Below are 21,999 nucleotides of genomic sequence, written 5' to 3'. Positions count from 1 at the left end.
GCGTGTCCGCGCGTGTCGGCGACCGGAACTGCTCACTCGGGGGCGGGGGAGACGGAGGACGGCGTGGCCGCCGGGTGCTCGGCGCGGGGGCGGCCGGGCAGGAAGGCGGTCAGCACCGCCAGCGCCAGGCACGCCCCGCAGCCGATCGCGGCCAGCGCGGTGTAGCCGCTGGACGGCGGCAGGTCCGCCCCGGCCGGGGTGAGCGCCTCCAGCACCGTGGCGCTCAGCGCGCTGCCCAGCGCGAACCCGACGTAGCGCAGCACCTGGTTCAGGCTCATCGCGCTGCCGGTCTCCCCGGCCGGCACGGCACCGACGACCAGCCCGGGCAGCGCGGCGAAGGTGAGGCCCACGCCGAACCCGGCGACCGCCATCGCCACGAACAGCTGCCACAGCTCGTCGCGGACCAGGCCGAACAGCACGGTGCCCAGCAGGAGCACGAGGGCGCCGACCGGCAGCACCACCCGCGGCCCGGCGGCCCGGTCCAGCGGCCGGCCGACCCGGCTGGCCAGGAAGCTGGCGACGGAGAACGGCAGCAGGATGAGCCCGGCCACCACGATCGAGGTGCCGAAGCCGTAGCCGGAGGACTCGGGGGTCTGCGCCAGCCGGGGCACCGAGGACAGCAGCAGGTAGTTCGCCAGGCCGACGAGCAGGGCGGCGCCGTGCGCGGTCGCGGCGACCCGGCCGCGGGCCAGCCGCAGGTCGACCAGTGGGGCCTCGGCGCGCAGCTGCCACACCGCCCAGGCGACCAGCGCGAGGACGGCGACGACGGCCAGCCCCAGCACCGAGGGTGAGGTCCAACCCCAGGTGCCGGCCTCGCCGAGGGCCAGCAGCCCGGTGGCGAGCCCGATGCCGAGCAGCACCGCCCCGGCGACGTCCAGCCGCCGGGGCGGCACGTCGGGCGAGGGCGGGTAGACCAGCGCGGCGGCGGCCAGGGCCAGCACGCTGGCACCCGCGCCGAACCAGAAGGCGGCGTGCACCCCGCCGAACTCGGCGATCGCGCCGGTCAGCGGGTAGCCCAGCCCGACGCCGGCGGCGACGGTGACCGACAGCGCCGCGACCGTGGACCGGGAACGCTCACCGGTCAGCGCGGTGCGGGCGGTGGCGATCGCCAGCGGGGTCAGCCCCAGCCCGAGCCCCTGCAGCCCGCGGCCGGCGACCAGCCAGCCCAGCCCCAGCGGCAGCGCGGCGAGCACGTTGCCCAGCAGCACCACGGTGAGGACGACGAGCACCACGGTGCGGCGGTGCCGGCCGTCGCCGAGCCGTCCGATCACCGGCGTGGCCACCGCACCGACCACCAGGGTGATCGTGAGCGACCACTGCGCGCTGGTGATCGAGACGTCGTTGGCCGCGGCGATCGCCGGGACCAGCGGGGCGCCGAGGCTGCTGATGACCGCGACGAGCATGGCGAGGTAGACCAGCACCGGCACCAGGGCCGGCCGGGCCGGCGACGCGGGAGGAGCGCTCACGTCGGCGACGGTAGTTGCGTGCTGCACCGGAGAGGGGGTCCCTCTTCCGCCCAGCGGCGTCCCGCCCGCGGAGCGGTGGGTAGCGTCGGCGGTGCTGGTGCAGGTCGATCACGAGGGAGCGGGATGCCGGACTGGGTGCAGGACGCGGTGTGGTGGCACGTCTACCCACTGGGCTTCGTGGGCGCTGAGCGCGAGGCGACCGAGGTCGTGACGCACCGGCTGGACCGGCTCACCGCCTGGCTCGACTACGCGGTCGAGCTGGGCGCCAACGGCCTGGCCCTGGGGCCGGTGTTCGCCTCGAGCACGCACGGCTACGACACCGTCGACCACGGTCGGATCGACCCGCGGCTCGGTGACGACGCCGACTTCGACGATCTGGTCGCGGCCGCCCACGAGCGAGGCCTGCGGGTGCTGCTCGACGGGGTGTTCAACCACGTCGGCCGCGAGCACCCGGCGTTCCAGGCGGTCGTCGACCGGGGGCCCGACGCGCCCTCGGCAGCCTGGTTCCGGCTGCGCTGGCCGGACGGCTGGCAGCCCGGCGTCGTCCCGGAGTACGACACCTTCGAGGGCCACGGCCAGCTGGTCGCGCTCGACCACTCCTCGCCCGTGGTCGCCGACTGGGTGACCGAGGTGATGACGCACTGGCTGGACCGCGGCGCCGACGGCTGGCGGCTGGACGCTGCCTACGCCGTCCCGACCTCGTTCTGGGCCACCGTGCTGCCCCGGGTCCGCGAGCAGCACCCCGACGCGTACCTGGTCGGTGAGGTCATCCACGGCGACTACGCGCAGGTGGTGCGGGAGTCGACGATGGACGCGGTCACCCAGTACGAGCTGTGGAAGGCGATCTGGAGCTCGCTCAACGACGGCAACCTGCACGAGCTGGCACACGCGCTGGGCCGGCACGACGGGTTCCTGGACACGTTCGTGCCGCTGACCTTCGTCGGCAACCACGACGTCACCCGGATCGCCAGCCGCCTCGACGACGTCGCGCACCTGCCGCACGCGCTGGCGGTGCTGTTCACCGTGGGCGGCACGCCGTCGGTCTACGCCGGCGACGAGCAGGCCTTCACCGGGGTCAAGGAGGACCGGGCCGGCGGGGACGACGCCGTCCGGCCGACCTTCCCGGAGTCCCCGGACGAGCTGGCGCCCTTCGGTGAGCCCACCCGGCGGCTGCACCAGGAGCTGATCGGGCTGCGCCGCCGGCACCGCTGGCTGCACACCGCCCGCGTCACGCCGCTGCACCGGGACAACCGGCAGCTCAGCTACGCCGTGACCGGCGACGGGCAGCGACTGGTCGTCGCCCTCAACCTGGGCGACGGCGAGGAGACGCTGCCGGCCAGCGGGGCGGGGGAGCTGCTGGCCGGGGCCGGTGCCGTGCGGCAGCCGGGCACCGACCGCGCGGCCGTCTCGCTCCCGGGGCACGGGTGGGCCATCCTGGCCGGGTGATCGTTTCCCTGGGTGAGCAACTGCACACCCGGATCCGGGAAGGACGGGCGGCGGCACGACGTCGTCCCTGTACGTGACCTCGCCAGCCGTCCGGACGCCCTCCCGCGCCTACGTGATCTGGCTGATCGGCCTGGTGGCCTACGCGGTCGCGATCTTCCACCGGGCGTCCCTCGGCGTCGCCGGCATCGAGGCGCAGGAGCGGTTCTCCGCCGGCGCGTCGGCGATCTCGCTGTTCCTGGTGCTGCAGCTGGCCGTCTACGCGGGCCTCCAGGTGCCGGTCGGCGTGCTGCTGGACCGGTTCGGCTCCCGGAAGATGATCGTCGCCGGTGCGGTCACCATGGCGGCCGGGCAGCTGGTGCTGGCGTTGGCCAGCGACGTCCCGACCGCGGTCGCGGCCCGGGTGCTGGTGGGCGCCGGTGACGCGATGACCTTCATCAGCGTGCTCCGGCTGGTGCCGCTGTGGTTCCCCGGGCGCACCGTCCCGGTGGTCACCCAGCTGACCGGGATCCTCGGTCAGGTCGGTCAGATCGTGGCCGCCTACCCGCTGGTCGCGCTGCTGCACACCGCCGGCTGGACGCCCACCTTCCTGGGTGCCGCCGCGGTCAGCGTGCTGGTCGGGATCCTGGTGTTGGTGGCGCTGCGCGACGCCCCGCCCGGCACGCCCGCCCCGACCGTCGCCGACATGGCCGCCGTCCGGGCGAACCTGGCGGCCGCCTGGCGCGAGCCGGGCACCCGGATCGGGCTCTACACGCACCTGGTCACCCAGTTCTCCGGCACCGTCTTCGCGCTGCTGTGGGGGTACCCGTTCCTGACCGTGGGCCAGGGGCTGGAACCCGGGACGGCGGCCGGCCTGCTGACCCTGCTGGTGCTGGTCGGGATGGCGTTCGGTCCGCTGCTGGGCCGGCTGGTCGGGCAGTGGCCGCTGCGCCGCTCCAACCTGGTCTTCGGCATCCTCAGCGTCACCGCGGCGATCTGGACCGTCGTGCTGCTGTGGCCGGGCCCGGCGCCGCTGTGGCTGCTGGTCGTGCTGGTGGTCGTCCTGGGCACCAACGGCCCCGGGTCGATGATCGGCTTCGACTACGCCCGCACCGAGAACCCGGTCGAGCGGTCGGGCAGCGCCACCGGCTTCGTCAACGTCGGCGGCTTCTTCGCCTCGCTGTGCACGATCCTGGCGATCGGGTTCGTGCTCGACGCGATGACCCCGGGCAGCTCCACGGACTACTCGCTGGACGCGTTCCGGGCGGCGTTCGCCGTGCAGTACGTCTTCTGGGCCATCGGGCTGTTCGGGGTGCTGACCCACCGCCGCCAGCTGCGCGCACGGATGGCCCGGGACGGCGTCGTCATGGTGCCCCTGGTCACCGCGGTCAGCGCCCGGCTGCGCGGCACGTCGGCCTACTCCCGGCCGGACGAGCGGCCGGACGGGCCCCCGGCCGACCGCTGAGCGCCCCGGCGGGCGAGCACGATCGCGTAGTCGAACCGCCGGCCGTCGCGCTCGACCGGCAGCACCAGGTGCTCGACGTCGGCCGCCCCCGGCAGTGCGCCCAGCCGGTCGGCGAGCGCCGGGGCCGGGTCGGCGGACCAGATGGCCAGCACCCCGCCCGGGCGCAGCGCGGCCAGCGCGGTGCCGAGCCCGGCCTCCTCGTACAGCGGTGCGTTGGCCTGGTGCACCAGGAAGTCGGGGCCGTTGTCCACGTCGAGCAGGACGGCGTCGTACCGTCCCGGCCGCTCGGCCAGCAGCACCGCGACGTCGGCGGTGTGCAGCTCCAGCCGGTCGCGGGGGAGCTCCGGCAGCCCGGGCAGCAGACCGGCGCCGGCCCAGCCGACCAGCGCGGGCTGGAGCTCGGCGACCTCCACGGCGGCGACCCGGTTCTCGGCGAGCACGGTGGCTGCCGTCCAGCCCAGGCCGAGCCCGCCGACCAGCACCCGTAGCCGGTCGCCCGCGCAGCGGCGCAGCGCCTCGACCGCCAGCGCCCGCTCGGTGCTGGTGTCCACGTCGTCCATCGCGAAGACGCCGTCGACGACCAGCTCCGTCACCGGCCCGCGCCGGCGCAGCACCACCTCGCCGTGCGGCCCGGAGGCGCGCCCGAGCTCGACGGGTTCGTCGGGGGTCATGGTCGGCCCGGGCGCAGCCGCAGCGCTTGGCCGGGGCGGAGCTGGGCGCACGCGTCGACGTCGGCGTCGGTCACGTACCCGATCACCGGGTAGCCGCCGGTCACCGGGTGGTCGGCGAGGAACAGCACCGGCAGCCCGGACGGCGGCACCTGCAGCGCCCCGCGCACCATCCCCTCACTCGGCAGCTCCCCGGCGCGCAGCCGCTCCAGCGGTGCGCCGTCCAGCCGCAGGCCGACCCGGTTGCTCTCGCTGGTGACCGTCCAGGCCTGCCCGGTGAGGGCCGCCCAGCCGGCGTCACCGAACCAGTCGGCGCGCGGCCCGGGCAGCACGGTGGCGGTGAGCTCGCCGGCGGTGGGTTCGGGCACCGGCGCCAGGTCGACACCCGGGGCCGGGTCGACCGGCTCGCCGACCGGGAGCACGTCACCGGTGGCGATCACCGCCGGGCCGAGCCCGGCCAGCAGGTCGGTGGCCCGGGAGCCCAGCACCGGTGGGACGGCGATGCCGCCGCGGACCCCGAGGTAGGTGCGCAGCCCGCTGGCCGGTGGGCCGAGCCGCAGCTCCTGTCCCCGGCGCAGCAGGGTGGGTGCGGCGTGCGGGGCGCCGGGGCAGCGCGCGCCGGTGGTGACCACCAGCAGGTCGGCCTCGGCGCGGAGGGTGAGCCCGCCGAAGGTCACCTCGAGCACCGCGGCGTTGGCGCGGTTGCCGACCAGCCGGTTGGCCAGTGCGGCCGACGCCCGGTCGCAGGCGCCCGAGCGGCCGATGCCCAACGCTGCCTGCCCGGGCCGGCCGAGGTCCTGCACGGTGGTGAGCGGCCCGGTGGCCAGCACGGTGAGGCTCACCGGCGTACCGCCACGAACCGCACCGTGGTGCCGGGCCGGAGCAGCGCGGCCGGCTCGCGGGCCAGGTCGAACACGGCGACGTCGGTGCGCCCGATCAGCTGCCAGCCACCCGGTGACTCGCGCGGGTAGACGCCGCTGAACTCCCCGGCCAGCGCGACCGACCCCGGCGGCACCGCGGTGCGCGGGTTCGCCCGGCGGGGCACCTCCCACTGCCCGCCGGGCTGGGTGAGGTAGCCGAAGCCGGGGGCGAAGCCGCAGAAGGCCACCGTCCACTCGGCCCCGGTGTGCCGCTCGACCAGCTCGTCCGGCGTGAGGCCGAGGAGCTCGGCGGCCTCGGCCAGGTCGGCGCCGTCGTAGTGCACCGGCAGCTCGACGGTGTCGCCGACGGCCCGCGTGTCCGGCCGCGGGGTCGTCGTCCGGACCGCGTCGGCGACCGCGGCCAGGGTGGTGACCGCGGGGTCGGTCATCAGCAGCACCGTGCGGGCGGCCGGGACGACGTCCACCACGCCGTGCGGCGGGTCGGCGCTGAGCGCGGCGTACAGCGCCAGGACGTCGTCCAGCCCGTCCAGTTCGACCAGCAGGGCGGCGCTCCCGCTGGGGAGCAGGCGCATCAGCCGGCGAAGGGGGCCAGCTCGACCCCCGCCGTGGTCAGCGACGCGCGCACCTGCCGGGCGATCTCCACCGCGCCCGGGGTGTCGCCGTGCACGCAGATCGACCCCGGCTGCAGCGTCAGCTCGCCCCCCTCGACGTCGGTGATCGGTTCGCCGGCGGCCATCGCCACGCACCGTGCGGCGATCTCGGCCGGGTCGTGCAGCACCGCACCGGGCAGCCGGCGGGAGACCAGCGTGCCCTCCGGGGTGTAGGCGCGGTCGGCGAACGCCTCGTGCACCACGGTCAGCCCCGCCTCGGCGGCCAGCCGCAACCACGCGGAACCCGGCAGGCCCAGCACCGGGAGCGTCCGGTCGTAGGCGACGACGGCGGCGACCACCGCGGCCGCCTGCTCCTCGTGGTGCACGATCGCGTTGTAGAGCGCGCCGTGCGGCTTGACGTAGCGCACCCGGTCGCCGGCGATCCGGGCGAAGCCCTCCAGCGCACCGATCTGGTAGACGACGTCGGCGGTCAGCGCCTCGGGCTCGACGTCGATGAACCGGCGGCCGAAGCCGGGCAGGTCGCGGTAGCCGACCTGGGCGCCGATCGCGACGCCGGACTCGACGGCCTTCGCGCAGACCCGTCGCATGATCGTGGCGTCGCTGGCGTGGAAGCCGCAGGCGACGTTGGCACTGGTGACCACGCCCAGCAGCGCGTCGTCGTCACCGAGCGTCCACTGGCCGAAGCCCTCGCCGAGGTCGGAGTTCAGGTCCACACGGGTCATGTCGACAGCCTCCCTCACGCGAACAGGTCGATGACCGGCTGGATCGACCGCACCGCCAGGTACAGGGTCAGCAGCCAGGCGACCCAGCCGATCACCAGCAGCCAGCGCGGGTAGCGGTAGCCGTTCAGCAGGTCGGTGCGGCGGGTGGCCACCCAGAGCAGGACGGCGATCCCGATCGGCAACAGCAGCCCGTTGAACGCCCCGGCGAACACCAGCAGCGTCGTGGGTGCGGTGCCGATCAGCACGTAGACCAGCGAGGTGAACGCGATGAAGCCGACGACCAGCAGTGAGCGGGTGCGGTCCGACGTCCTCGTCCGGGAGGTCACGAAGGACACCGAGGTGTAGGAGGCGCCGATGACGCTGGTGATCGCCGCGGCCCACAGCACGATGCCGAACACCCGCAGGCCGACCTCGCCGGCGGCCTGCTCGAACGCCGACGCGGCCTGGTTGGTCGGGTCGAGCGCCGCGCCACCGGTGACCACGCCGAGGATCGCCAGGAACAGGACGACCCGCATGACCGCGGTGATCAGGATGCCGGTGACCGAGCCGCGGGTGATGTCCCGGACCCGGCCGGGGCCGGAGATGCCCGAGTCGAGCAGTCGGTGGGCGCCGGCATAGACGATGTAGCCGCCGATCGTGCCGCCGACCAGCGTGGTGATCGCCAGCACGTCGATGTCCTCGGGCAGGACGACGTTGCGCAGCGCCTCGCCCACCGGCGGGCCGGAGGTGATCGCGACGTAGGTGGTCAGCACGATCATCACCAGCCCGAGGACGACGACGATCCGGTCGACCGCCACCCCGGCCCGCTTGCTCAGGAAGATGCCGATGGCGATCAGCGCCGACAGCGCCCCGCCGAGCTTCGGGTCGAGCCCGAGCATGGCGTTGGTGCCCAGGCCGGCACCGCTGACGTTGCCGATGTTGAAGACCAGCCCGCCGATCAGCAGGAAGGCGGCCATCACCCAGCCGAGGCCCGGGGCGACCAGGTTGCCCAGCTCCTGGGCGCGCCGGCCGCTGACACCGATGACCCGCCAGACGTTCAGCTGCAGGGCGATGTCGATGAGGATCGAGATGACGATCGCGAAGGCGAACGCGGCGCCCAGCTGCACGGTGAAGGTGGTCGTCTGGGTGATGAACCCGGGGCCGATGGCCGAGGTGGCCATCAGGAACATCGCGCCGAGCAGGGTGGAGCGGGTGCTGGAGGCGAGCCGCCCGTTGGGGGCGGTGGAAGGCTCGGCGGGGGTGCGTTGCGGTTCGGCTGCCATGGCTGCTCCCGGGAGGGGGTCGAGTGGGCCCGCGGTGGCGAGGGGTCGCCGTCCGAGGGGTGGTGCCGTTGGCGACCGAACCTAGGGAGTTGTTGAACAATCCCTCAAGAGGATGGCGCGACAATTTACTGCGCCGACACATCAGGAGACGGCAGGATGTCGGCATGCCCGAGCCCACCGACGCCGCCTGGCTGCGCACCGTGGCGCACGAGGTGCGCAGCTTCGACCGCTCCAGCACCGCCGAGCGGGTCGCCGAGCTGCTGCGCGCCCGGGTGATCGAGGGCGACCTGCCGCCGGGCACCCGGTTGTCGGAGGAGCAGCTGGTCGAGGTGCTGCACGTCAGCCGGAACACGCTGCGCGAGGCGTTCCGGCTGCTCACCCACGAGGGCCTGCTGGTGCACCGGCTGCACCGCGGGGTGTTCGTGCCCGAGCTGGACGAGGACGACCTGGTCGACCTGTACCGGCTGCGGCGGACGATCGAGTGCGACGTCGTCCGCCGGCTGGAGGGGCTGGACGCCGTCCGGCTGCGGCCGCTGCACGACGCCGTCGCCGCCGGTGAGGACGCCGCCCGGCGCGGCGACTGGGGCGCCGCCGGCACCGCCAACATGCGCTTCCACCAGCAGCTGGTGGCGTTGGCCGGGAGTCGGCGGATCGACGAGACGACGGCCCGGCTGCTCGCCGAGCTCCGGCTCGCCTTCTCCGCCTTCGCCGTGCCGCAGCGGCTGCACGAGCCCTACGTCACCCGCAACCGCGCGCTGCTCGACCTGCTCGTGGCCGGTGAGGTGGAGCAGGCCGCCAAGGAGCTGGACGTCTACCTGCACGACTCGGAGGCCGAGCTCCGCGCCGCCCACCGCGACCGACTCGGGAAGAGCTCATGACCCTCGTCCCCGCCGCCGACCCTGCCGCCGCCCGGGCCTCGTTCCGCGCCGGTCTCGCCGTCCCCTCGTCGGGCTGGGCGCCCGGGCGCACGCAGGCCAACCTGGTCGTGCTGCCCCGGGACTGGGCCTGGGACATGCTGCTGTTCGGCCAGCGCAACCCGCAGCCGGTGCCGCTGCTGGACGTCACCGACGCCGGGTCGTACCGCACCGTGCTCGCCCCGGACGCCGACCTGCGCACCGACCTGCCGCGCTACCGGGTCTGGCGGGACGGCGCGCTGGTCGACGAGCCCACCGACGTCGCCGACCTCTGGACCGACGACCTGGTCGCCTTCCTGATCGGCTGCAGCTTCAGCTTCGAGACCGCACTGCTGGACGCCGGGGTGCCGGTGCGCAACATCGAGCAGGGCCGCAACGTGTCGATGTACCGGACGAACCGGGAGTGCCGGCCGGCCGGGCGGCTGTCCGGGCCGCTGGTGGTGTCGATGCGCCCGGTGCCCGGGCACCTGGTGGCCACCGCGGTGCAGGTGACCGCGCGGATGCCCGCGGTGCACGGGGCGCCGGTGCACGTCGGGTCACCGGCTGCGCTGGGCATCGCCGACCTGGCCCGGCCCGACTTCGGCGACGCGGTCGAGTTCGCCGACGGCGACGTCCCGGTGTTCTGGGCGTGCGGGGTGACGCCGCAGGCCGCACTGATGGCCTCCCGGCCGCCGTTCGCGATCACCCACGCCCCGGGGCACATGTTCGTCACCGACGTCCCGGACGCGGTGTACCGGCAGCCCTGAGCCGGCTCAGGGCTCTGCCGCCCGGAAGCAGGCGGCGATCTCGTGCTCCCGGGCGGCCTCCTCGGCGCTGCTCATCGGCGGCCGCGCGGACTCGCCCCAGCTCAGGCCCTGCTCGGTCTCGACGTCGAGACCGAGCTGCTCCAGGCACGGGGCGGCGAGGGCCTCGTCGACCGGGCCGGTGGGGTACGCCGGCCAGGACGGCGGCTGCCGGTCGATCACCGGGTAGAGGGGCTGCCCCGGGCTGCTGGTGATCCGCACCTCCCCGGCGCTCCAGATGACCGGGATCGGCACCACCCCCTGCGGAACCCCGTCGACGATGGGCAGCGGGGTGAAGTCGCGGACCAGTTCGCCGCTGGCTGCCCGGTCCAGGCTGGGGGAGTACTCGGCCTCCAGACCGGGTCCGCCGAGCACGACCAGCGGGCCGGCCTCCGCCGAGGAGGCCATCAGCGCCAGCGGTTCGTCGGTCCCGAGCGGTACCCCACCGATGACCGGCGTCATCTCCGTGGGCTCGGCGCCGCGCGGTCCGGTGAACCACGTCCAGGTCCACTGGGAGTCCGACCGGGCGAGCACCACGGCCCAGCGGTGGCCGCCGGGGACGTCGGCGGCGTAGACCACCCGCTCGGTGCCCGGCTCCGGCGCCGGTCCGCCCCAGTCGACGACCTGACCGTCCGGCCCGACCGGGCCGGTCCAGGGTGCGACCGCCATCGCGGCCAGGAACTCCTCGTCGTCGGCGAGGGACCCGCGGACGGGCGCCTCGGCCAGGTCCGGCCGCGGTGGCGGCGCGACGGAGACGGCGCTGGTGACCGGGGCCGGGATCGGGGCCGCCGCCGGCTCGGTCACCGCCGAGCGGGCGAACGAGGCGCCGGTGCCCAGGAGCACGACGGCGAGGGCCCCGGCGACCCAGCGTCCGGCCCGCCGCCGGCGCCGGCGGTCCACCGCAACGGCACGCGCGGCGGTGCGGCCGTCGTCCGCGGGGCGGGCCCGCTCCGCGACCTCGTGCAGCCGGGCAGCGACCGACTGGCCGACGTCCTCGGTCACGTCGGTCTCCGGTAGATCGCGTTCGGGTCGTCGTCCGGGTGTTGCGGTACGGCGACCGGCGTGGGCGCGGGGACCGATGCCGGCCGCCGCTCCGCTCGCGGGGCGGGGGTCCCCGGGCGGCGGTAGATCGCGTACGGGTCGGCCGCATCTGGCGCGAGGTCGTGCCCCACCGGCCGAGCCGGGACCGACGTCACCGACGGTCCGGGGACGGCGACCGGTGCGGGGGCGGCCACCGGTTCGGCCGGGTCGTCGAGCAGCAGCGGGGCCAGCCTCTCCAGCGCGTCGGCGAGGGCGGACCCGACCTCGGCGGGGGAGCAGCCCACCAGCGTCGCGACAGCCCCCTCGTCCTGGCCCTCGTGGAGTCGGAGCACCGTGATCGCCCGGGTGCGCGGGTCCAGGTCGGCGAGCGCCTGCAGCCACCGGTGGTCGACGTCGGCCTCCGGTCCCGCCACGAGTGCACCGCCCCGGCCGGTCGCCGGCAGACGCGTCCGGCCCAGCGTGGCGGAGACCAGCGCCTCCTGGGCGTCGGTCAGGGCGGCGGCCGGGGAGTCGAGCCGCGGCCATCGGCGGTGGGTCCGGGCCAACGCAGCCACCACCAGATCGTCGGCCTCGACGGGGCATCCGGTGAGCAGCAGGGCCGTGCCGCGCAGCTGGTGCTCGTGCTCGGCCACGAACGCCGGGAAGTCGTCCTGCCGCTGGTCCACGCACACCCCTTCGTGCCCGTCGTCGATGGCGGCACCGTATCGGGGTGATCGTGTCCCGTCAGCGAGGCGGCACACTGGCCGCCGATGTCCCCCGACCCGGATCCGGCCGTCGTCGCCCGGTTGCGCGCGGCGGGCTGCGTGTTCGCCGAGGACGAGGCGGGGCTGCTGCTGGCGGCGGCTGCGTCGGCTGCCCAGCTCGACGGCCTGGTCGCGCGGCGGGTGGCGGGCGAGCCGTTGGAGCAGGTGCTGGGCTGGGCGGAGTTCTGCGGGCTGCGGTTGGCCGTCGAGCCGGGCGTGTTCGTGCCGCGGCAGCGCACCCGACTGCTGGTGCGGGAGGCGGTCGCGCTCGCCTCCTCGGGTTCGGTCGTCCTGGACCTGTGCTGCGGGGTCGGCGCGGTGGGTGCGGCGGTGGCGGCCGCCGTCCCGTCGGTCGAGCTGCACGCGGCCGACCTGGACCCGGTCGCCGTCCGCTGCGCGCGGCGCAACGTGTCCGGGGCGGTGTACACGGGCGACCTGTACGACCCGCTCCCGGAGTCACTCCGTGGCCGGGTCGACGTCCTGGTGGCCAACGCGCCCTACGTGCCCACCGAGGCGATCGCGCTGATGCCGCCTGAGGCGCGTGACCACGAGGCACGGGCCGCGCTGGACGGCGGGGTCGACGGGGTCGACGTACAGCGTCGGGTGGCGGCTGGGGCGCCGGACTGGCTGGCGCCCGGCGGTGCACTGCTCATCGAGACGGGTCGGCAGCAGGCGCCGGCGACGCGGGCCGCGTGCACCGCCGCCGGGCTGACGACCCGGGTCGTCGAGGACGACGACCTGTCGGCCACCGTGGTCGTCGCCGTCCGCGAGGCCTGAGACGCGAACGGCCCCCTCCCTGATGAGGAGGGGGCCGCTGGCGCGATCAGTTCAGGAGGGCTCGACGCCGAAGGCGGTGGCGAGCTTCTCGATCTTGCGGGCCCGGCCGAGGCGGGGCAGGTCACTGCCGTCGCGGATGACCTGGCCGCGGGCGTCGAAGTCGGCCAGGAAGTCCCGGGCCCAGGCGACGTCCGATGGTGCCGGGCTGATGACCTCGTTGATCACCGGGAGCTGGTCCAGCTGCAGGCACAGCTTGCCGGTGAGGCCCAGGGAGACCGTCAGCGCCGACTGCTCGCGCAGGATCGGGTGGCTGGTGCCCACCGTGGGCCCGTCGATCGGGCCGGGCAGGCCACCGACCCGGCTGGCGATGACCAGGCGGCTACGGGGGTAGGCCATCGCCAGGTCGTCGGCGCTGGTGCCGGTGTCGCGGCGGTAGTCACCGCTGCCGAAGGCCAGCCGGAAGGCGCCGCGGGCCGAGGCGATCCGCACGGCCTCCTCGATGCCCAGCGCCGACTCGACCAGCGCGAGCACCGGGGTGGAGCCGCCCAGCCGGTCGTAGGTCTCGGTGACGTGCTCGGCCGCCTCGGTCTTGGCGAGCATCACGCCGGCCAGGCCGGGCAGCCCGGCGAGCGCGGCGACGTCGTCGGCCCAGAACGGGGTCGCGTGGTCGTTGATCCGCACCCACGCCCGGTTGCCGGGGGCGGAGAGCCACTCGACGACGTCGGCCCGGGCATCGGGCTTGCGGGCCGGGTCGACCGCGTCCTCGATGTCCAGCACGATCTGGTCGGCGCGCGACTCGTGCGCCTCGTCGAACAGCTCGGTGCGGGCGCCGTTGACCAGCAGCCACGAGCGCGCGATTCCGGGGTCTACGTTCCTGCCTCTGTGCACCGGGACATTGTGGTGTCCGGGCTCACGGGTGTGCCGCGCGGGGTGCCCGCCGGGGGTGTCGCTCGCGGTGCCCGGCGCCGGCCGGTCAGGCTGCGCGCCGGCCGAGCAGGTCGAGCAGGCCGACCCGCCAGTCGACGTCCACCCGCCGCCCGGCCCAGTCGCGCGGACGGACGAGGTCGAACCGGACCAGTTCCGGCGCCCGGCCGGGCGTGCGGGCATCGGCCCACAGCAGCGCCAGGTGGTCGCGCCGGCGCAGGTCGGGGGCACCGTCGATCGCCAGCTGCAGGCGCTGCTGGGCGACCGGCGCCTGCCGGTAGAAGTCGCGCAGGCCCTGGGTGTCGGCGGCGGGCAGCTCGCCGTCGTCGGAGTGCCACACCCGCAGCACCTCGGTCGGGGTGCGCAGGATCAACCCGCTCATCGGCAGCCCGAGGTTCTCGTTGCCCGGGTCGAGCAGCTCCAGCTGCGTGCCGAACGGGTGGTCGTCGTGCTCGGCGTAGGGGCGCAGTCGCTCCATCGCCTCCCGGCGGACCAGCTGGTGGTCCAGGTGCCGGTCGGCGGCCGGCTGCCAGCCGTGCGCCGCGTGGATCTCGCGGCTGACGGTCAGGCCGCCGAGCAGTGCGTCGCGCACCTCCACCAGCAGCGGCTGCAGTCGCCGGTAGGCGGCCTCGGGGCTGTTCTCCACGTCGAGCAGTCTGCCGGGCGGGGGTGACAGTCTCCCGGCACCGGGCGGGGAGGATCAGCGGGTGTCCCCTCCGCAGTCGCCCTCTGGTCGTCCGGTCACCGTTGTCACCGGCGGGAGCCGGGGCATCGGCGCCGCGACCGTCGACCACCTCGCCCGGCAGGGCCACGACGTGGTCGTCGGCTACCGCTCGGGGCGCGAGGAGGCCGCCGCGGTGGTCAGCGCAGCACAGGCCCACGGGGGCCGGGCGGTCGGCGTCCGGGCCGACGTCTCCGACCCCGACGACGTCGACGCGCTCTTCGCCGCCGCGGCGGAACAGCTGGGACCGGTCACCGGGCTCGTCGCCAACGCCGGGCTGACGGCGCATCTCGGCGACCTGGCCGACACCCCGGTGGACGTCGTCCGCCAGGTGATCGACGTGAACCTGCTGGGCGTCGTCCTGTGCGTCCGGCGGGCGGCGCAGGTCATGTCCCGGCGGCGGGGCGGGCCGGGCGGGGCGATCGTCACCGTCTCCTCCAGCGCGGCGACGCTGGGCTCGGCGCACGAGTACGTGCACTACGCGGCGGCGAAGGCCGGGGTGGACGCGCTGACCATGGGCCTGGCGAAGGAGCTCGCGGACGACGGCGTCCGGGTCAACGCGGTGGCGCCGGGGCTGGTGCGCACCGACATCCACGCCGGCGCCGGCGACGCCGGCCGGCTGGAGCGGGTGACCGCCCGGGTGCCGATGGGCCGCCCGGGGGAGCCGGACGAGATCGCACCGGCGATCGCCTGGCTGCTGGGGCCGGAGGCCGGCTACGTCACCGGCGCGGTGCTGCGGGTGGCCGGCGGGCTGTAGGTCACCAGTTCGGGGGCGTCGTGTCGCGCTGGATGAACTCCAGACGGTTGCCGACCGGGTCGTCGGCGTAGCAGCGGCGGTGGCCAGGGAAGCCCTCGGTGTCCCAGCTGATCGGGATGCCGTTGTCGGTGAGCAACGCAGTCAGGCCGTCGAGGTCGTGGACCCGGATGCCGGGATGGGCCTTCCGGGCGGGGCGGAAGTCGGCCTCCACGCCCAGGTGCAGCTCCAGCCCGTCGCCACGCACCCACAGGCCGCCGCGAGCGGCCAGCTGCGGTGGCTTGGGCAGCTCGACGAGGCCGAGCACGTCGACCCAGAAGGCGCGGCACCGGTCCTCGCTGCCGGCCGGGATGGCCAGCATCACGTGGTGTGCGCTGAGGCCGAACGCCGTCGCGTGGTCTGGTCCGTAGCCCTGGTCGGAGGTCACGCCCGGAGTCTGCCCGGGCGGTCGCCTAGACGTCGGCCAGGGCGCCGGCGGAGGTCGGCAGGGGTGCGTCGATCCGTGGCCGGGGTCTTGTCGTGACCGGGCAGAACTGTCGTACCCCGGCCGTAGGTTCGGGGCGTGTTCGAGGCAGGTGGGTTCGGGGTGGCGGTGACGGTGTCGCCGCGGTCCTCGGCGTCGGCGTCGCTGGCTGAGTTGCCGCCACCGCCGGTTGGGGTGACGCGTCGGCGGACCCGGTTGTCGGAGGTGCTCGCGCCGAGCGGGTTCACTGACCCGGGCCTGGTGGGGGAGTTGGGCGCGATCGCCGATGTGCGGGCGCAGTTGGCTGCCTATGAGGCGGTGGTGGTGGCTGAGTTGGCGCGGCGTCGGCCGGTGGAGTGGGACCTGTCCGAGGAGCAGCCGGGGCACGGGGCCGAGGGCTGGCGGCCGGTGCGGGTGCCGGTGGGGGTGTCGGAGTTCCTGGCCGATGAGCTGGCGGTGGTGGCGGGCGTCTCGCGGACGGCGGCGACGGTGCTGGCCGAGCGGTCCCTGGTGCTGGTGCGTGAGTTGCCGGCCACGTGGGCGGCGTTGGCCGATTCGCTGATCGATCCGGCGCGGGCGAACGCGATCGTGCGGGCGCTGGGCGGGCAGTCGGTCGATGCTGGGGGCCGGGTGGAGCCGGGGGTCGTGGCCGAGGTGGAGGCCCAGGCGCTGGGGTGGGCGGTGGCGGGGGAGACGCCGCGGCGGTTGCAGGAGCGGACGGCGGCGGCGCTGATCGCGCTGGATGAGGCGGCGGCTGATCGGCGACGGAAGCAGGCTGAGCGGTGTGCGGATGTGACCACCCGGGCCGCCGCCGACGGCATGGGCGAGCTGATCGCGGCCATGCCGATGCCGGTGGCCGCGGCGTGCCGGGAGACTGTCGACAGCTACGCGCGGATGGTGAAGGCCGACGGGGACGACCGGCCGATCGGTCAGCTGCGCGCGCAGGTGATGGCTGACCTGATCCTGCGGCCGTGGGACAACACGCGGGAGCCGGTGACCACGCATCTGCACGTTCAGGCGCCGCTGTCGGCGCTGCCCACCCGCCCCACCCACGGTCGTGCCGCGCCGGGTCGTGCGCCCCGCTCAGCGGGTGATGGGCGCAGCGCGCCGTGCGATGACCGGGACGCTGCCACCGTTGACGGGGCGCCGATCACCGCCGGGCAGCTGCGGGAGCTGCTGGCGCAATTGGACGCGATCTGCCCCGGCGGGCTGCAGGCACCCACCGGCGGCACCCTGGGCATCGACCTCACGGACCCGGTCACCGGCGCGCTGCGGGCCACGGTGACCCGCCCGGAGCTGGAACGGCTGGCCCGCCGCGGCTGCCCCGACCATCCGGCAAGCACCGGCCACCCGGCAGGCACCGACTGTGGGTGCGCGGTGCTGGACCGGCCGCCCGCAGTCGACCGGTACACGCCCACCCCCGCCCAGTACCGCTTCGTGCGGGCCCGGGACCGCACCTGCCGGCATCCCGGCTGCAGGCGTCCAGCCGCGCGCACCGACCTCGACCACGTCTGCGCCCACCGCGAGGGCGGGGCCACCGACTGCACCAACCTGTGCTGCCTGTGCCGGCGACACCACCGGCTCAAGACCCACGCACCCAGGTGGCGCTTCACGATGACCGACGACGGCGTCCTGACCGTCACCACACCCTCCGGCGTCACCCGCACCACCCGACCACCGGGCCTCCACACACCGGCCGTCCGCCAGCTGGTCGGCAGCGGCGGCCCACCGCCGGACGACGAGGACCCGCCGCCCTTCTGACCCCACTGCCTGCGGTCGCTCCGGACTCGGGGGAGTCGCTGACCTCTCGCACCGCTCGCGAGGGGAGGTCGGCTGGGCGAGTTGAGCCATCATGCGGTCGCGGGGCGAGCGCGGCTGCTGGTGCGGGTGTGACACAGGTGCTCAATGGGGCGGGACCGCAGTTCCGGGGAGCCAGTGGGCCCTGTTCGGGTCACAGCGCGGGCCCAACGAGCCGATAAGCACGTCGTGATCCGTCATCACCTCGCAGCGAGCTCGGCGCGGAGCCCTCAGTGGTTCGACCCGGAGCACCAGGCCGACATCCTCGCGGCCTTCGACAGCCAGCTCACCGCCGGCCTGCACGATCGCGGGCCGAACAGCCCGCGACCGGAGCGGGTCCGCGAGCTGGGCCAGCTGGCCGCGGCCAGCGCGCTGCCGGCCCGCGCAGCGCTGCTCCGCTGGGGCGCACTGCCCGGCTCGGTCCGCGCGCACCTGCTGACCAGCTGGTACGGCAGCCAGGTCGCCAGGACCTCAGCCGCCTGATCCACTCGGCGGCCCACGCGGTCGCCGTCTCTCAGGGACGGGGCACGTTGCGCAGGTTGGCGCGGGCCAGGTCGATCATCTTCCCGACGCCACCACCGAGCACCGTCTTCGACGCCGACATGGCGAAGCCCTTGATCTGCTCCCCGGTGATCGCCGGCGGGATGGACAGCGCGTTCGCGTCGGTCACGAACTCCATCAGCACCGGCCCCGGCCGCGAGAGCCCCTCGGCCAGCGTCGCGCGCACCTCGGCCGGGTCCTCCACGCGCATCGACGGGATGCCGACGGCCGCGGCGATCGCCGCGAAGTCCGTCGGCTCGTGGTCGGTCTCGAAGTCGGGGATGCCCTCGACCAGCATCTCCAGCTTCACCATGCCGAGCGACGCGTTGTTGAACAGCACGATCTTCACCGGCAGTCGGTGCAGCCGCACGGTGATCAGCTCCCCGAGCAGCATGGCCAGACCGCCGTCCCCGGACATGGACACCACCTGCCGCCCCGGCGCGGCGAACTGCGCCCCCACGGCGTGCGGCAGCGCGTTCGCCATCGACCCGTGCCGGAACGACCCGATCACCCGACGCCGGCCGTTCGGTGTCAGGTAGCGCGCCGCCCAGACGTTGCACATCCCGGTGTCCACGGTGAAGACGGCGTCGTCGGCGGCGAGCTCGTCCAGCTGCGCGGCCACGAACTCCGGGTGGATCGGGCGCATCTCCTCCACCCGGTCGGTGTAGGCGTCGACCACCTTCTCCAGCGACTCCGCGTGCTCGCGCAGCATCGCGTCCAGGAAGGTCCGGTCGGTCTTGCGCTCCAGCAGCGGCAGCAACGCCCGGAGCGTCTCCCCGACGTCCCCGTGCACCGCCACCTCGAGCGGGCTGCGCCGGCCCAGGTGCGAGGCGTCCGCGTCGACCTGCGCCGTCCGCGCCTGCGGCAGGAAGTCCGGGTACGGGAAGTCGGTGCCCAGCAGCACGAGCAGGTCGGCCTCGTGCGTCGCCTTGTGCGCCGCCCCGTAACCGAGCAGGCCGTTCATGCCGACGTCGTGGGGGTTGTCGTACTGGATGAACTCCATGCCACCGAGGGCGTGCCCGACCGGGGCCAGCACGTGCCCGGCCAGCTGCATCACCTCAGTGTGGGCGTCCCGGCAACCGGCGCCGCAGAACAGCGTGACCGTGCCGGCGGCGTTGATCGCCTCGGCCAGCGCCTGCACCTGCTCCGCCGGCGGCCGCACGGGGGAGGGGCGCGACACCATCGCCGACTCCACGGTCGGCCCGCCGGACTCCTCGGCGGCCAGGTCACCGGGCAGCACGACGACCGACACGCCCTGCTTGCCGACGGCGGTCTGGATCGCGACCCGCAGCGCGTGCGGCATCTGCTTGGGCGTCACCACCTCGCACCAGTACGAGCAGTCCTGGAAGACGCGTTCGGGATGGGTCTCCTGGAAGAAGGCCATGCCGACCTCCTGCGACTCGATGTGCGAGGCGATCGCCAGCACCGGTGCCCCGCTGCGGTGTGCGTCGTAGAGGCCCTGCAGCAGGTGCGTGTTGCCCGGTCCGCACGAGCCGGCGCACACCGCCAGCCTGCCGGTCACCTGCGCCTCGGCCGCCGCGGCGAACGCGCCGCCCTCCTCGTTGGCGACGTGCACCCACTCGATCCCGTCGGTGTGCCGGACGGCGTCCACGACCGGGTTGAGGCTGTCACCGACCACGCCGTAGATCCGTTCGACGCCGGCGGCACGGAGCATCTGCACGAGCTGGGCGGCGACGGTGGGGTGGGCCATGCGGAGCTCCTCAGGACGGCGGTCGACGGCTCGTCGCACTCCTACCCGAGGCCGGTGACCTGAACATGAACGGTCAGTCCCAGGGCTCCCCGCAGGCGGCGCAGCGACCCTCCGCCGTCCGCTCGGTCAGCCGGCCGCAGGCCGGGCACACCTGGTCCAGCCAGCACGCCGGGTCACCGCCCTCCGGCTCGGGCCGCTCCGACTCCTCCGGCACGACGGGCCTCAGTCCTCGTCCGACGGGGCGAAGCGGGCGAGGGCATCGATCGACGGGCAGGTGTAGTACGCGCCGGTCAGCGGGGTCAGGTAGCCGGTGAGCCCGTCGCGGACACCGTCGGTCGCCCCGGCCATCCGGCGGAGCATCTCGGTCAGCCGCCACTGGTCGCGGGCGAAGCCGACGAACGCCGTCCCGTGGTCGGTGACCCCGCCGTAGGCGACGTTGCGCCGGAAGATCGGCTTCTCCTCGCCGTCCACCGCGAGAGTGGTGCGGGCGACGTGCGCGCTGGGCAGCATCACGTCCTCGGGCAGCTCGACGCTGTCGGGCTTGGTGCGCCCCATCATCATCTCCTGGCCGTGCACGCCCAGGCTCTCCCAGGTGGCGCTGTCGTGCCGCCACACCTGGTAGAGCACGATGCTCGCCCCCGCGCCCGGCTCACCCGCCGGCACCGCCGCGACCTCGGCGGCGGTCAGCAGCGACGGGTTCTCGGTGCCGTCGACGAAGCCGGTCAGGTCCCGGTCGTGCCGGTACAGCCAACCGGTGACCTCCGCGCCCACCCGGGCCACCCCGGCGAGGGCGGCGAGCACGGCGCGCGCGTTGTCGAACACCGCGGTCCGGTCGCCCCCGGCGACCCAGACCCAGGCGTCGTGCTGGGTCGCCGGCATCCGGTAGCGGCCGGCGCCGACGAGGTCCTCGGTCCAGCTCGCGGCGTCCGCCGGGGCATCGTCCGGGGCGACCTCGGCCCACAGCTCCGGCCGGAGACCGACGACCACGTTGACCCCGCCGGTGGAGGAGAGCGGCCCGATGAGCCCGGCCACCCCGCGGACCAGGTCCGCCGCGGCGCAGCCGGGCTCGAGGTCGACCTCCAGGTAGCAGTGCTCGGGGGTGCCGAGGGCGAAGATGCCCGGCTGCGTCGTCACGCCGCCCACCCTGCCCGACCGGCACCACCCGGCATCAGCTGGTCGGCGGCTCGTCCTTGCCGGCCTCCTCGAGGGCGTCGGCCTCCTCCTTGGTCTTGTGCACGGCCTTGTCGGCGTGCTCCGGCGGGCCGTAGACCGTGTAGAGCACCAGCGGGTTCACGCCGGTGTTGAGGAAGTTGTGCTTCTTCCCGGCGGGGACGACGACGAGGTCACCCTGGGCGACGTTCTTCTTCTGCCCGCCCACGACGGCCTGACCGGTGCCGCTGACGAAGGTGAGGATCTGGTCGATCTCCTCGTGCACCTCCTCGCCGATCTCCCCACCCGGCGGGATCGTCATGATCACCAGCTGGGTGTGCTCGCCGGTCCACAGCACCCGACGGAAGTCGGCGCTCTCCTCGGCGACGGTGGCGATGGTGAAGTGCTCCATGGCTGCCGTTCCTCCTCTGATCCAGTCGCTCCTGCCGGCGTGCGCCGGCCCATGATCAGTGAAGAGCAGCGCGGCCTCCGGCGCGATCCGAGCCCGCCGACCGGGCGACACGAGCCGGACGGGCCCTCCGACCCTGCCGTCCACCGGGCGGGTAGGACAAGCTGTCCGGTGCCGGGTACCGGCAGAGCACACGCAGACGAGCACAGGAGGACGGCGTTGACGCAGCAGTCAGGAGCCCAGCCGGAGAACGCAGCCCTCGCGGCCGAGCGGGACGAGGCGGCCACCGAGCTCGCCGCGGTCGAGGGTGAGGTGTCGACCCGCGCCGTGGTCGCGGGTGGCGTCGTCGTCGGGCACGACGGCTCGGATTGCGCGCAGGAGGCGCTGCAGTGGGCAGCCGGGCTGGCCGAGCGCGCCTCCTGGCCGCTGCACGTCGTCCGCGGCTGGCGGATCGCCACCGCGCCGCAGCCGGCCAGCTGGGAGCCTGGCTACGTGCCGCCGATCGGCGAGTACGAGCAGGCGGTCCAGGCCGACCTGGAGGCCGACGTCCGGGCCGTGCTCGGCGCCGAGCGGGCCGGCGGGGTCACCTGTCACGTGGTGCACGCGGCCCCGGTGCGGTCCCTGATCGAGGCAGCCCAGGACGCCGACCTCCTCGTCGTCGGTGCCCGCGGGCGGGGTGGCTTCGCCGGGCTGCTGCTCGGCTCGGTCAGCGACCAGGTGACCCGGCACGCCCCGTGCCCGGTCACCGTCGTGCGCAGCCAGCGCGAGGACTGACCC

General features: G+C 74.9%; 24 protein-coding genes. 9 read left to right on the top strand and 15 right to left on the bottom strand.

From position 1 onward, the window contains the following. Positions 1-32: 32 nt before the first annotated feature. Positions 33-1,466 (bottom strand): MFS transporter, encoded by a 1,434-nt coding sequence (locus O2V63_RS09915; protein WP_269167372.1) that lies wholly within the window; start codon positions 1,464-1,466, stop codon positions 33-35. 123 nt (positions 1,467-1,589) lie between these two features. On the opposite strand from O2V63_RS09915, the gene O2V63_RS09910 reads away from it, so the two are divergent. Both O2V63_RS09910 and O2V63_RS09905 read left to right on the top strand, forming a co-directional pair. Next, positions 1,590-2,912, top strand: a complete 1,323-nt coding sequence (locus tag O2V63_RS09910) for an alpha-amylase family glycosyl hydrolase (protein WP_269167371.1) — start codon at positions 1,590-1,592, stop codon at positions 2,910-2,912. Between the two features lie 73 nt (positions 2,913-2,985). Next, positions 2,986-4,353 (top strand): MFS transporter, encoded by a 1,368-nt coding sequence (locus O2V63_RS09905; RefSeq protein WP_269167370.1) that lies wholly within the window; start codon positions 2,986-2,988, stop codon positions 4,351-4,353. On the opposite strand, the gene O2V63_RS09900 is transcribed toward O2V63_RS09905, so the two are convergent. From O2V63_RS09900 to O2V63_RS09880, 5 genes are read right to left on the bottom strand one after another with little or no spacing between them, the layout of a single operon-like run. Beyond that, positions 4,305-5,024: a hypothetical protein gene (locus O2V63_RS09900; RefSeq protein ID WP_269167369.1), complete on the bottom strand. Its 720-nt coding sequence runs from the start codon at positions 5,022-5,024 to the stop codon at positions 4,305-4,307. The genes O2V63_RS09905 and O2V63_RS09900 overlap by 49 nt on opposite strands. After that, positions 5,021-5,863 (bottom strand): biotin-dependent carboxyltransferase family protein, encoded by an 843-nt coding sequence (locus O2V63_RS09895; protein WP_269167368.1) that lies wholly within the window; start codon positions 5,861-5,863, stop codon positions 5,021-5,023. The genes O2V63_RS09900 and O2V63_RS09895 overlap by 4 nt, the downstream gene beginning before the upstream one ends. Further along, positions 5,860-6,474 (bottom strand): 5-oxoprolinase subunit B family protein, encoded by a 615-nt coding sequence (locus O2V63_RS09890; RefSeq protein WP_269167367.1) that lies wholly within the window; start codon positions 6,472-6,474, stop codon positions 5,860-5,862. Before O2V63_RS09890 ends, O2V63_RS09895 begins: the two co-directional genes overlap by 4 nt. Then, complete coding sequence (locus O2V63_RS09885; protein WP_269167366.1) at positions 6,474-7,235, bottom strand: LamB/YcsF family protein; 762 nt, start codon at positions 7,233-7,235, stop codon at positions 6,474-6,476. Before O2V63_RS09885 ends, O2V63_RS09890 begins: the two co-directional genes overlap by 1 nt. Positions 7,236-7,249: 14 nt before the next feature. Beyond that, positions 7,250-8,497 (bottom strand): NRAMP family divalent metal transporter, encoded by a 1,248-nt coding sequence (locus O2V63_RS09880; RefSeq protein WP_269167365.1) that lies wholly within the window; start codon positions 8,495-8,497, stop codon positions 7,250-7,252. 164 nt (positions 8,498-8,661) lie between these two features. On the opposite strand from O2V63_RS09880, the gene O2V63_RS09875 reads away from it, so the two are divergent. Both O2V63_RS09875 and O2V63_RS09870 read left to right on the top strand, forming a co-directional pair. Next, positions 8,662-9,375, top strand: coding sequence for a GntR family transcriptional regulator (locus O2V63_RS09875; RefSeq protein ID WP_269167364.1), 714 nt, complete (start codon positions 8,662-8,664; stop codon positions 9,373-9,375). Continuing rightward, positions 9,372-10,157, top strand: coding sequence for a putative hydro-lyase (locus O2V63_RS09870; protein WP_269167363.1), 786 nt, complete (start codon positions 9,372-9,374; stop codon positions 10,155-10,157). Before O2V63_RS09875 ends, O2V63_RS09870 begins: the two co-directional genes overlap by 4 nt. Before the next feature lie 6 nt (positions 10,158-10,163). Here the strand turns inward: O2V63_RS09870 and O2V63_RS09865 are convergent, their stop codons facing one another. Together O2V63_RS09865 and O2V63_RS09860 are read right to left on the bottom strand one after the other, a co-directional pair. Beyond that, positions 10,164-11,195, bottom strand: a complete 1,032-nt coding sequence (locus O2V63_RS09865) for a hypothetical protein (RefSeq protein WP_269167362.1) — start codon at positions 11,193-11,195, stop codon at positions 10,164-10,166. Then, positions 11,192-11,899 carry a sigma factor gene (locus tag O2V63_RS09860; RefSeq protein WP_269167361.1) on the bottom strand — a complete coding sequence of 236 codons (708 nt, stop codon included), beginning with the start codon at positions 11,897-11,899 and terminating at the stop codon, positions 11,192-11,194. The genes O2V63_RS09865 and O2V63_RS09860 overlap by 4 nt, the downstream gene beginning before the upstream one ends. Positions 11,900-11,983: 84 nt before the next feature. Between O2V63_RS09860 and O2V63_RS09855 the strand changes: the two genes are divergently transcribed. Then, entirely contained in the window at positions 11,984-12,754 is a 771-nt protein-coding gene (locus O2V63_RS09855) for a putative protein N(5)-glutamine methyltransferase (protein WP_269167360.1), read from the top strand. A 51-nt stretch (positions 12,755-12,805) separates the two neighbouring features. Here O2V63_RS09855 and O2V63_RS09850 read toward each other — a convergent pair whose 3' ends face one another. Both O2V63_RS09850 and O2V63_RS09845 read right to left on the bottom strand, forming a co-directional pair. Beyond that, on the bottom strand, positions 12,806-13,642 hold the full coding sequence (locus O2V63_RS09850) for an HpcH/HpaI aldolase/citrate lyase family protein (protein WP_036335229.1): 837 nt from the start codon (positions 13,640-13,642) through the stop codon (positions 12,806-12,808). A gap of 85 nt (positions 13,643-13,727) precedes the next feature. Beyond that, positions 13,728-14,324: a hypothetical protein gene (locus tag O2V63_RS09845; RefSeq protein ID WP_269167359.1), complete on the bottom strand. Its 597-nt coding sequence runs from the start codon at positions 14,322-14,324 to the stop codon at positions 13,728-13,730. Between the two features lie 61 nt (positions 14,325-14,385). Here O2V63_RS09845 and O2V63_RS09840 point away from each other — a divergent pair, with 61 nt between their 5' ends. Further along, a complete protein-coding gene (locus tag O2V63_RS09840; RefSeq protein WP_269167358.1) occupies positions 14,386-15,156 on the top strand; it encodes an SDR family NAD(P)-dependent oxidoreductase in 771 nt (256 codons plus the stop codon). Between the two features lies 1 nt (position 15,157). Here the strand turns inward: O2V63_RS09840 and O2V63_RS09835 are convergent, their stop codons facing one another. Beyond that, complete coding sequence (locus O2V63_RS09835) at positions 15,158-15,580, bottom strand: hypothetical protein (protein WP_269167357.1); 423 nt, start codon at positions 15,578-15,580, stop codon at positions 15,158-15,160. A 231-nt stretch (positions 15,581-15,811) separates the two neighbouring features. On the opposite strand from O2V63_RS09835, the gene O2V63_RS09830 reads away from it, so the two are divergent. Next, entirely contained in the window at positions 15,812-17,377 is a 1,566-nt protein-coding gene (locus tag O2V63_RS09830; protein WP_269167356.1) for an HNH endonuclease signature motif containing protein, read from the top strand. A 225-nt stretch (positions 17,378-17,602) separates the two neighbouring features. Beyond that, complete coding sequence (locus tag O2V63_RS09825; protein ID WP_269167355.1) at positions 17,603-17,896, top strand: hypothetical protein; 294 nt, start codon at positions 17,603-17,605, stop codon at positions 17,894-17,896. 31 nt (positions 17,897-17,927) lie between these two features. Here the strand turns inward: O2V63_RS09825 and O2V63_RS09820 are convergent, their stop codons facing one another. The 4 genes from O2V63_RS09820 to O2V63_RS09805 form a co-directional block, all read right to left on the bottom strand. After that, entirely contained in the window at positions 17,928-19,664 is a 1,737-nt protein-coding gene (locus tag O2V63_RS09820) for a pyruvate dehydrogenase (protein ID WP_269167354.1), read from the bottom strand. 73 nt (positions 19,665-19,737) lie between these two features. Continuing rightward, positions 19,738-19,878 (bottom strand): hypothetical protein, encoded by a 141-nt coding sequence (locus O2V63_RS09815; RefSeq protein ID WP_269167353.1) that lies wholly within the window; start codon positions 19,876-19,878, stop codon positions 19,738-19,740. An 8-nt stretch (positions 19,879-19,886) separates the two neighbouring features. Next, positions 19,887-20,798, bottom strand: a complete 912-nt coding sequence (locus O2V63_RS09810; protein WP_269167352.1) for a Dyp-type peroxidase — start codon at positions 20,796-20,798, stop codon at positions 19,887-19,889. Between the two features lie 34 nt (positions 20,799-20,832). After that, positions 20,833-21,225 carry a cupin domain-containing protein gene (locus O2V63_RS09805; RefSeq protein ID WP_036335220.1) on the bottom strand — a complete coding sequence of 131 codons (393 nt, stop codon included), beginning with the start codon at positions 21,223-21,225 and terminating at the stop codon, positions 20,833-20,835. A 216-nt stretch (positions 21,226-21,441) separates the two neighbouring features. On the opposite strand from O2V63_RS09805, the gene O2V63_RS09800 reads away from it, so the two are divergent. Further along, positions 21,442-21,996 carry a universal stress protein gene (locus O2V63_RS09800; RefSeq protein WP_269167351.1) on the top strand — a complete coding sequence of 185 codons (555 nt, stop codon included), beginning with the start codon at positions 21,442-21,444 and terminating at the stop codon, positions 21,994-21,996. Positions 21,997-21,999: the final 3 nt, after the last annotated feature.

The organism is Modestobacter sp. VKM Ac-2977, assembly GCF_026968045.1.
Lineage (GTDB): Bacteria > Actinomycetota > Actinomycetes > Mycobacteriales > Geodermatophilaceae > Modestobacter.
This window is presented reverse-complemented; position numbering and strand designations above follow the sequence as displayed.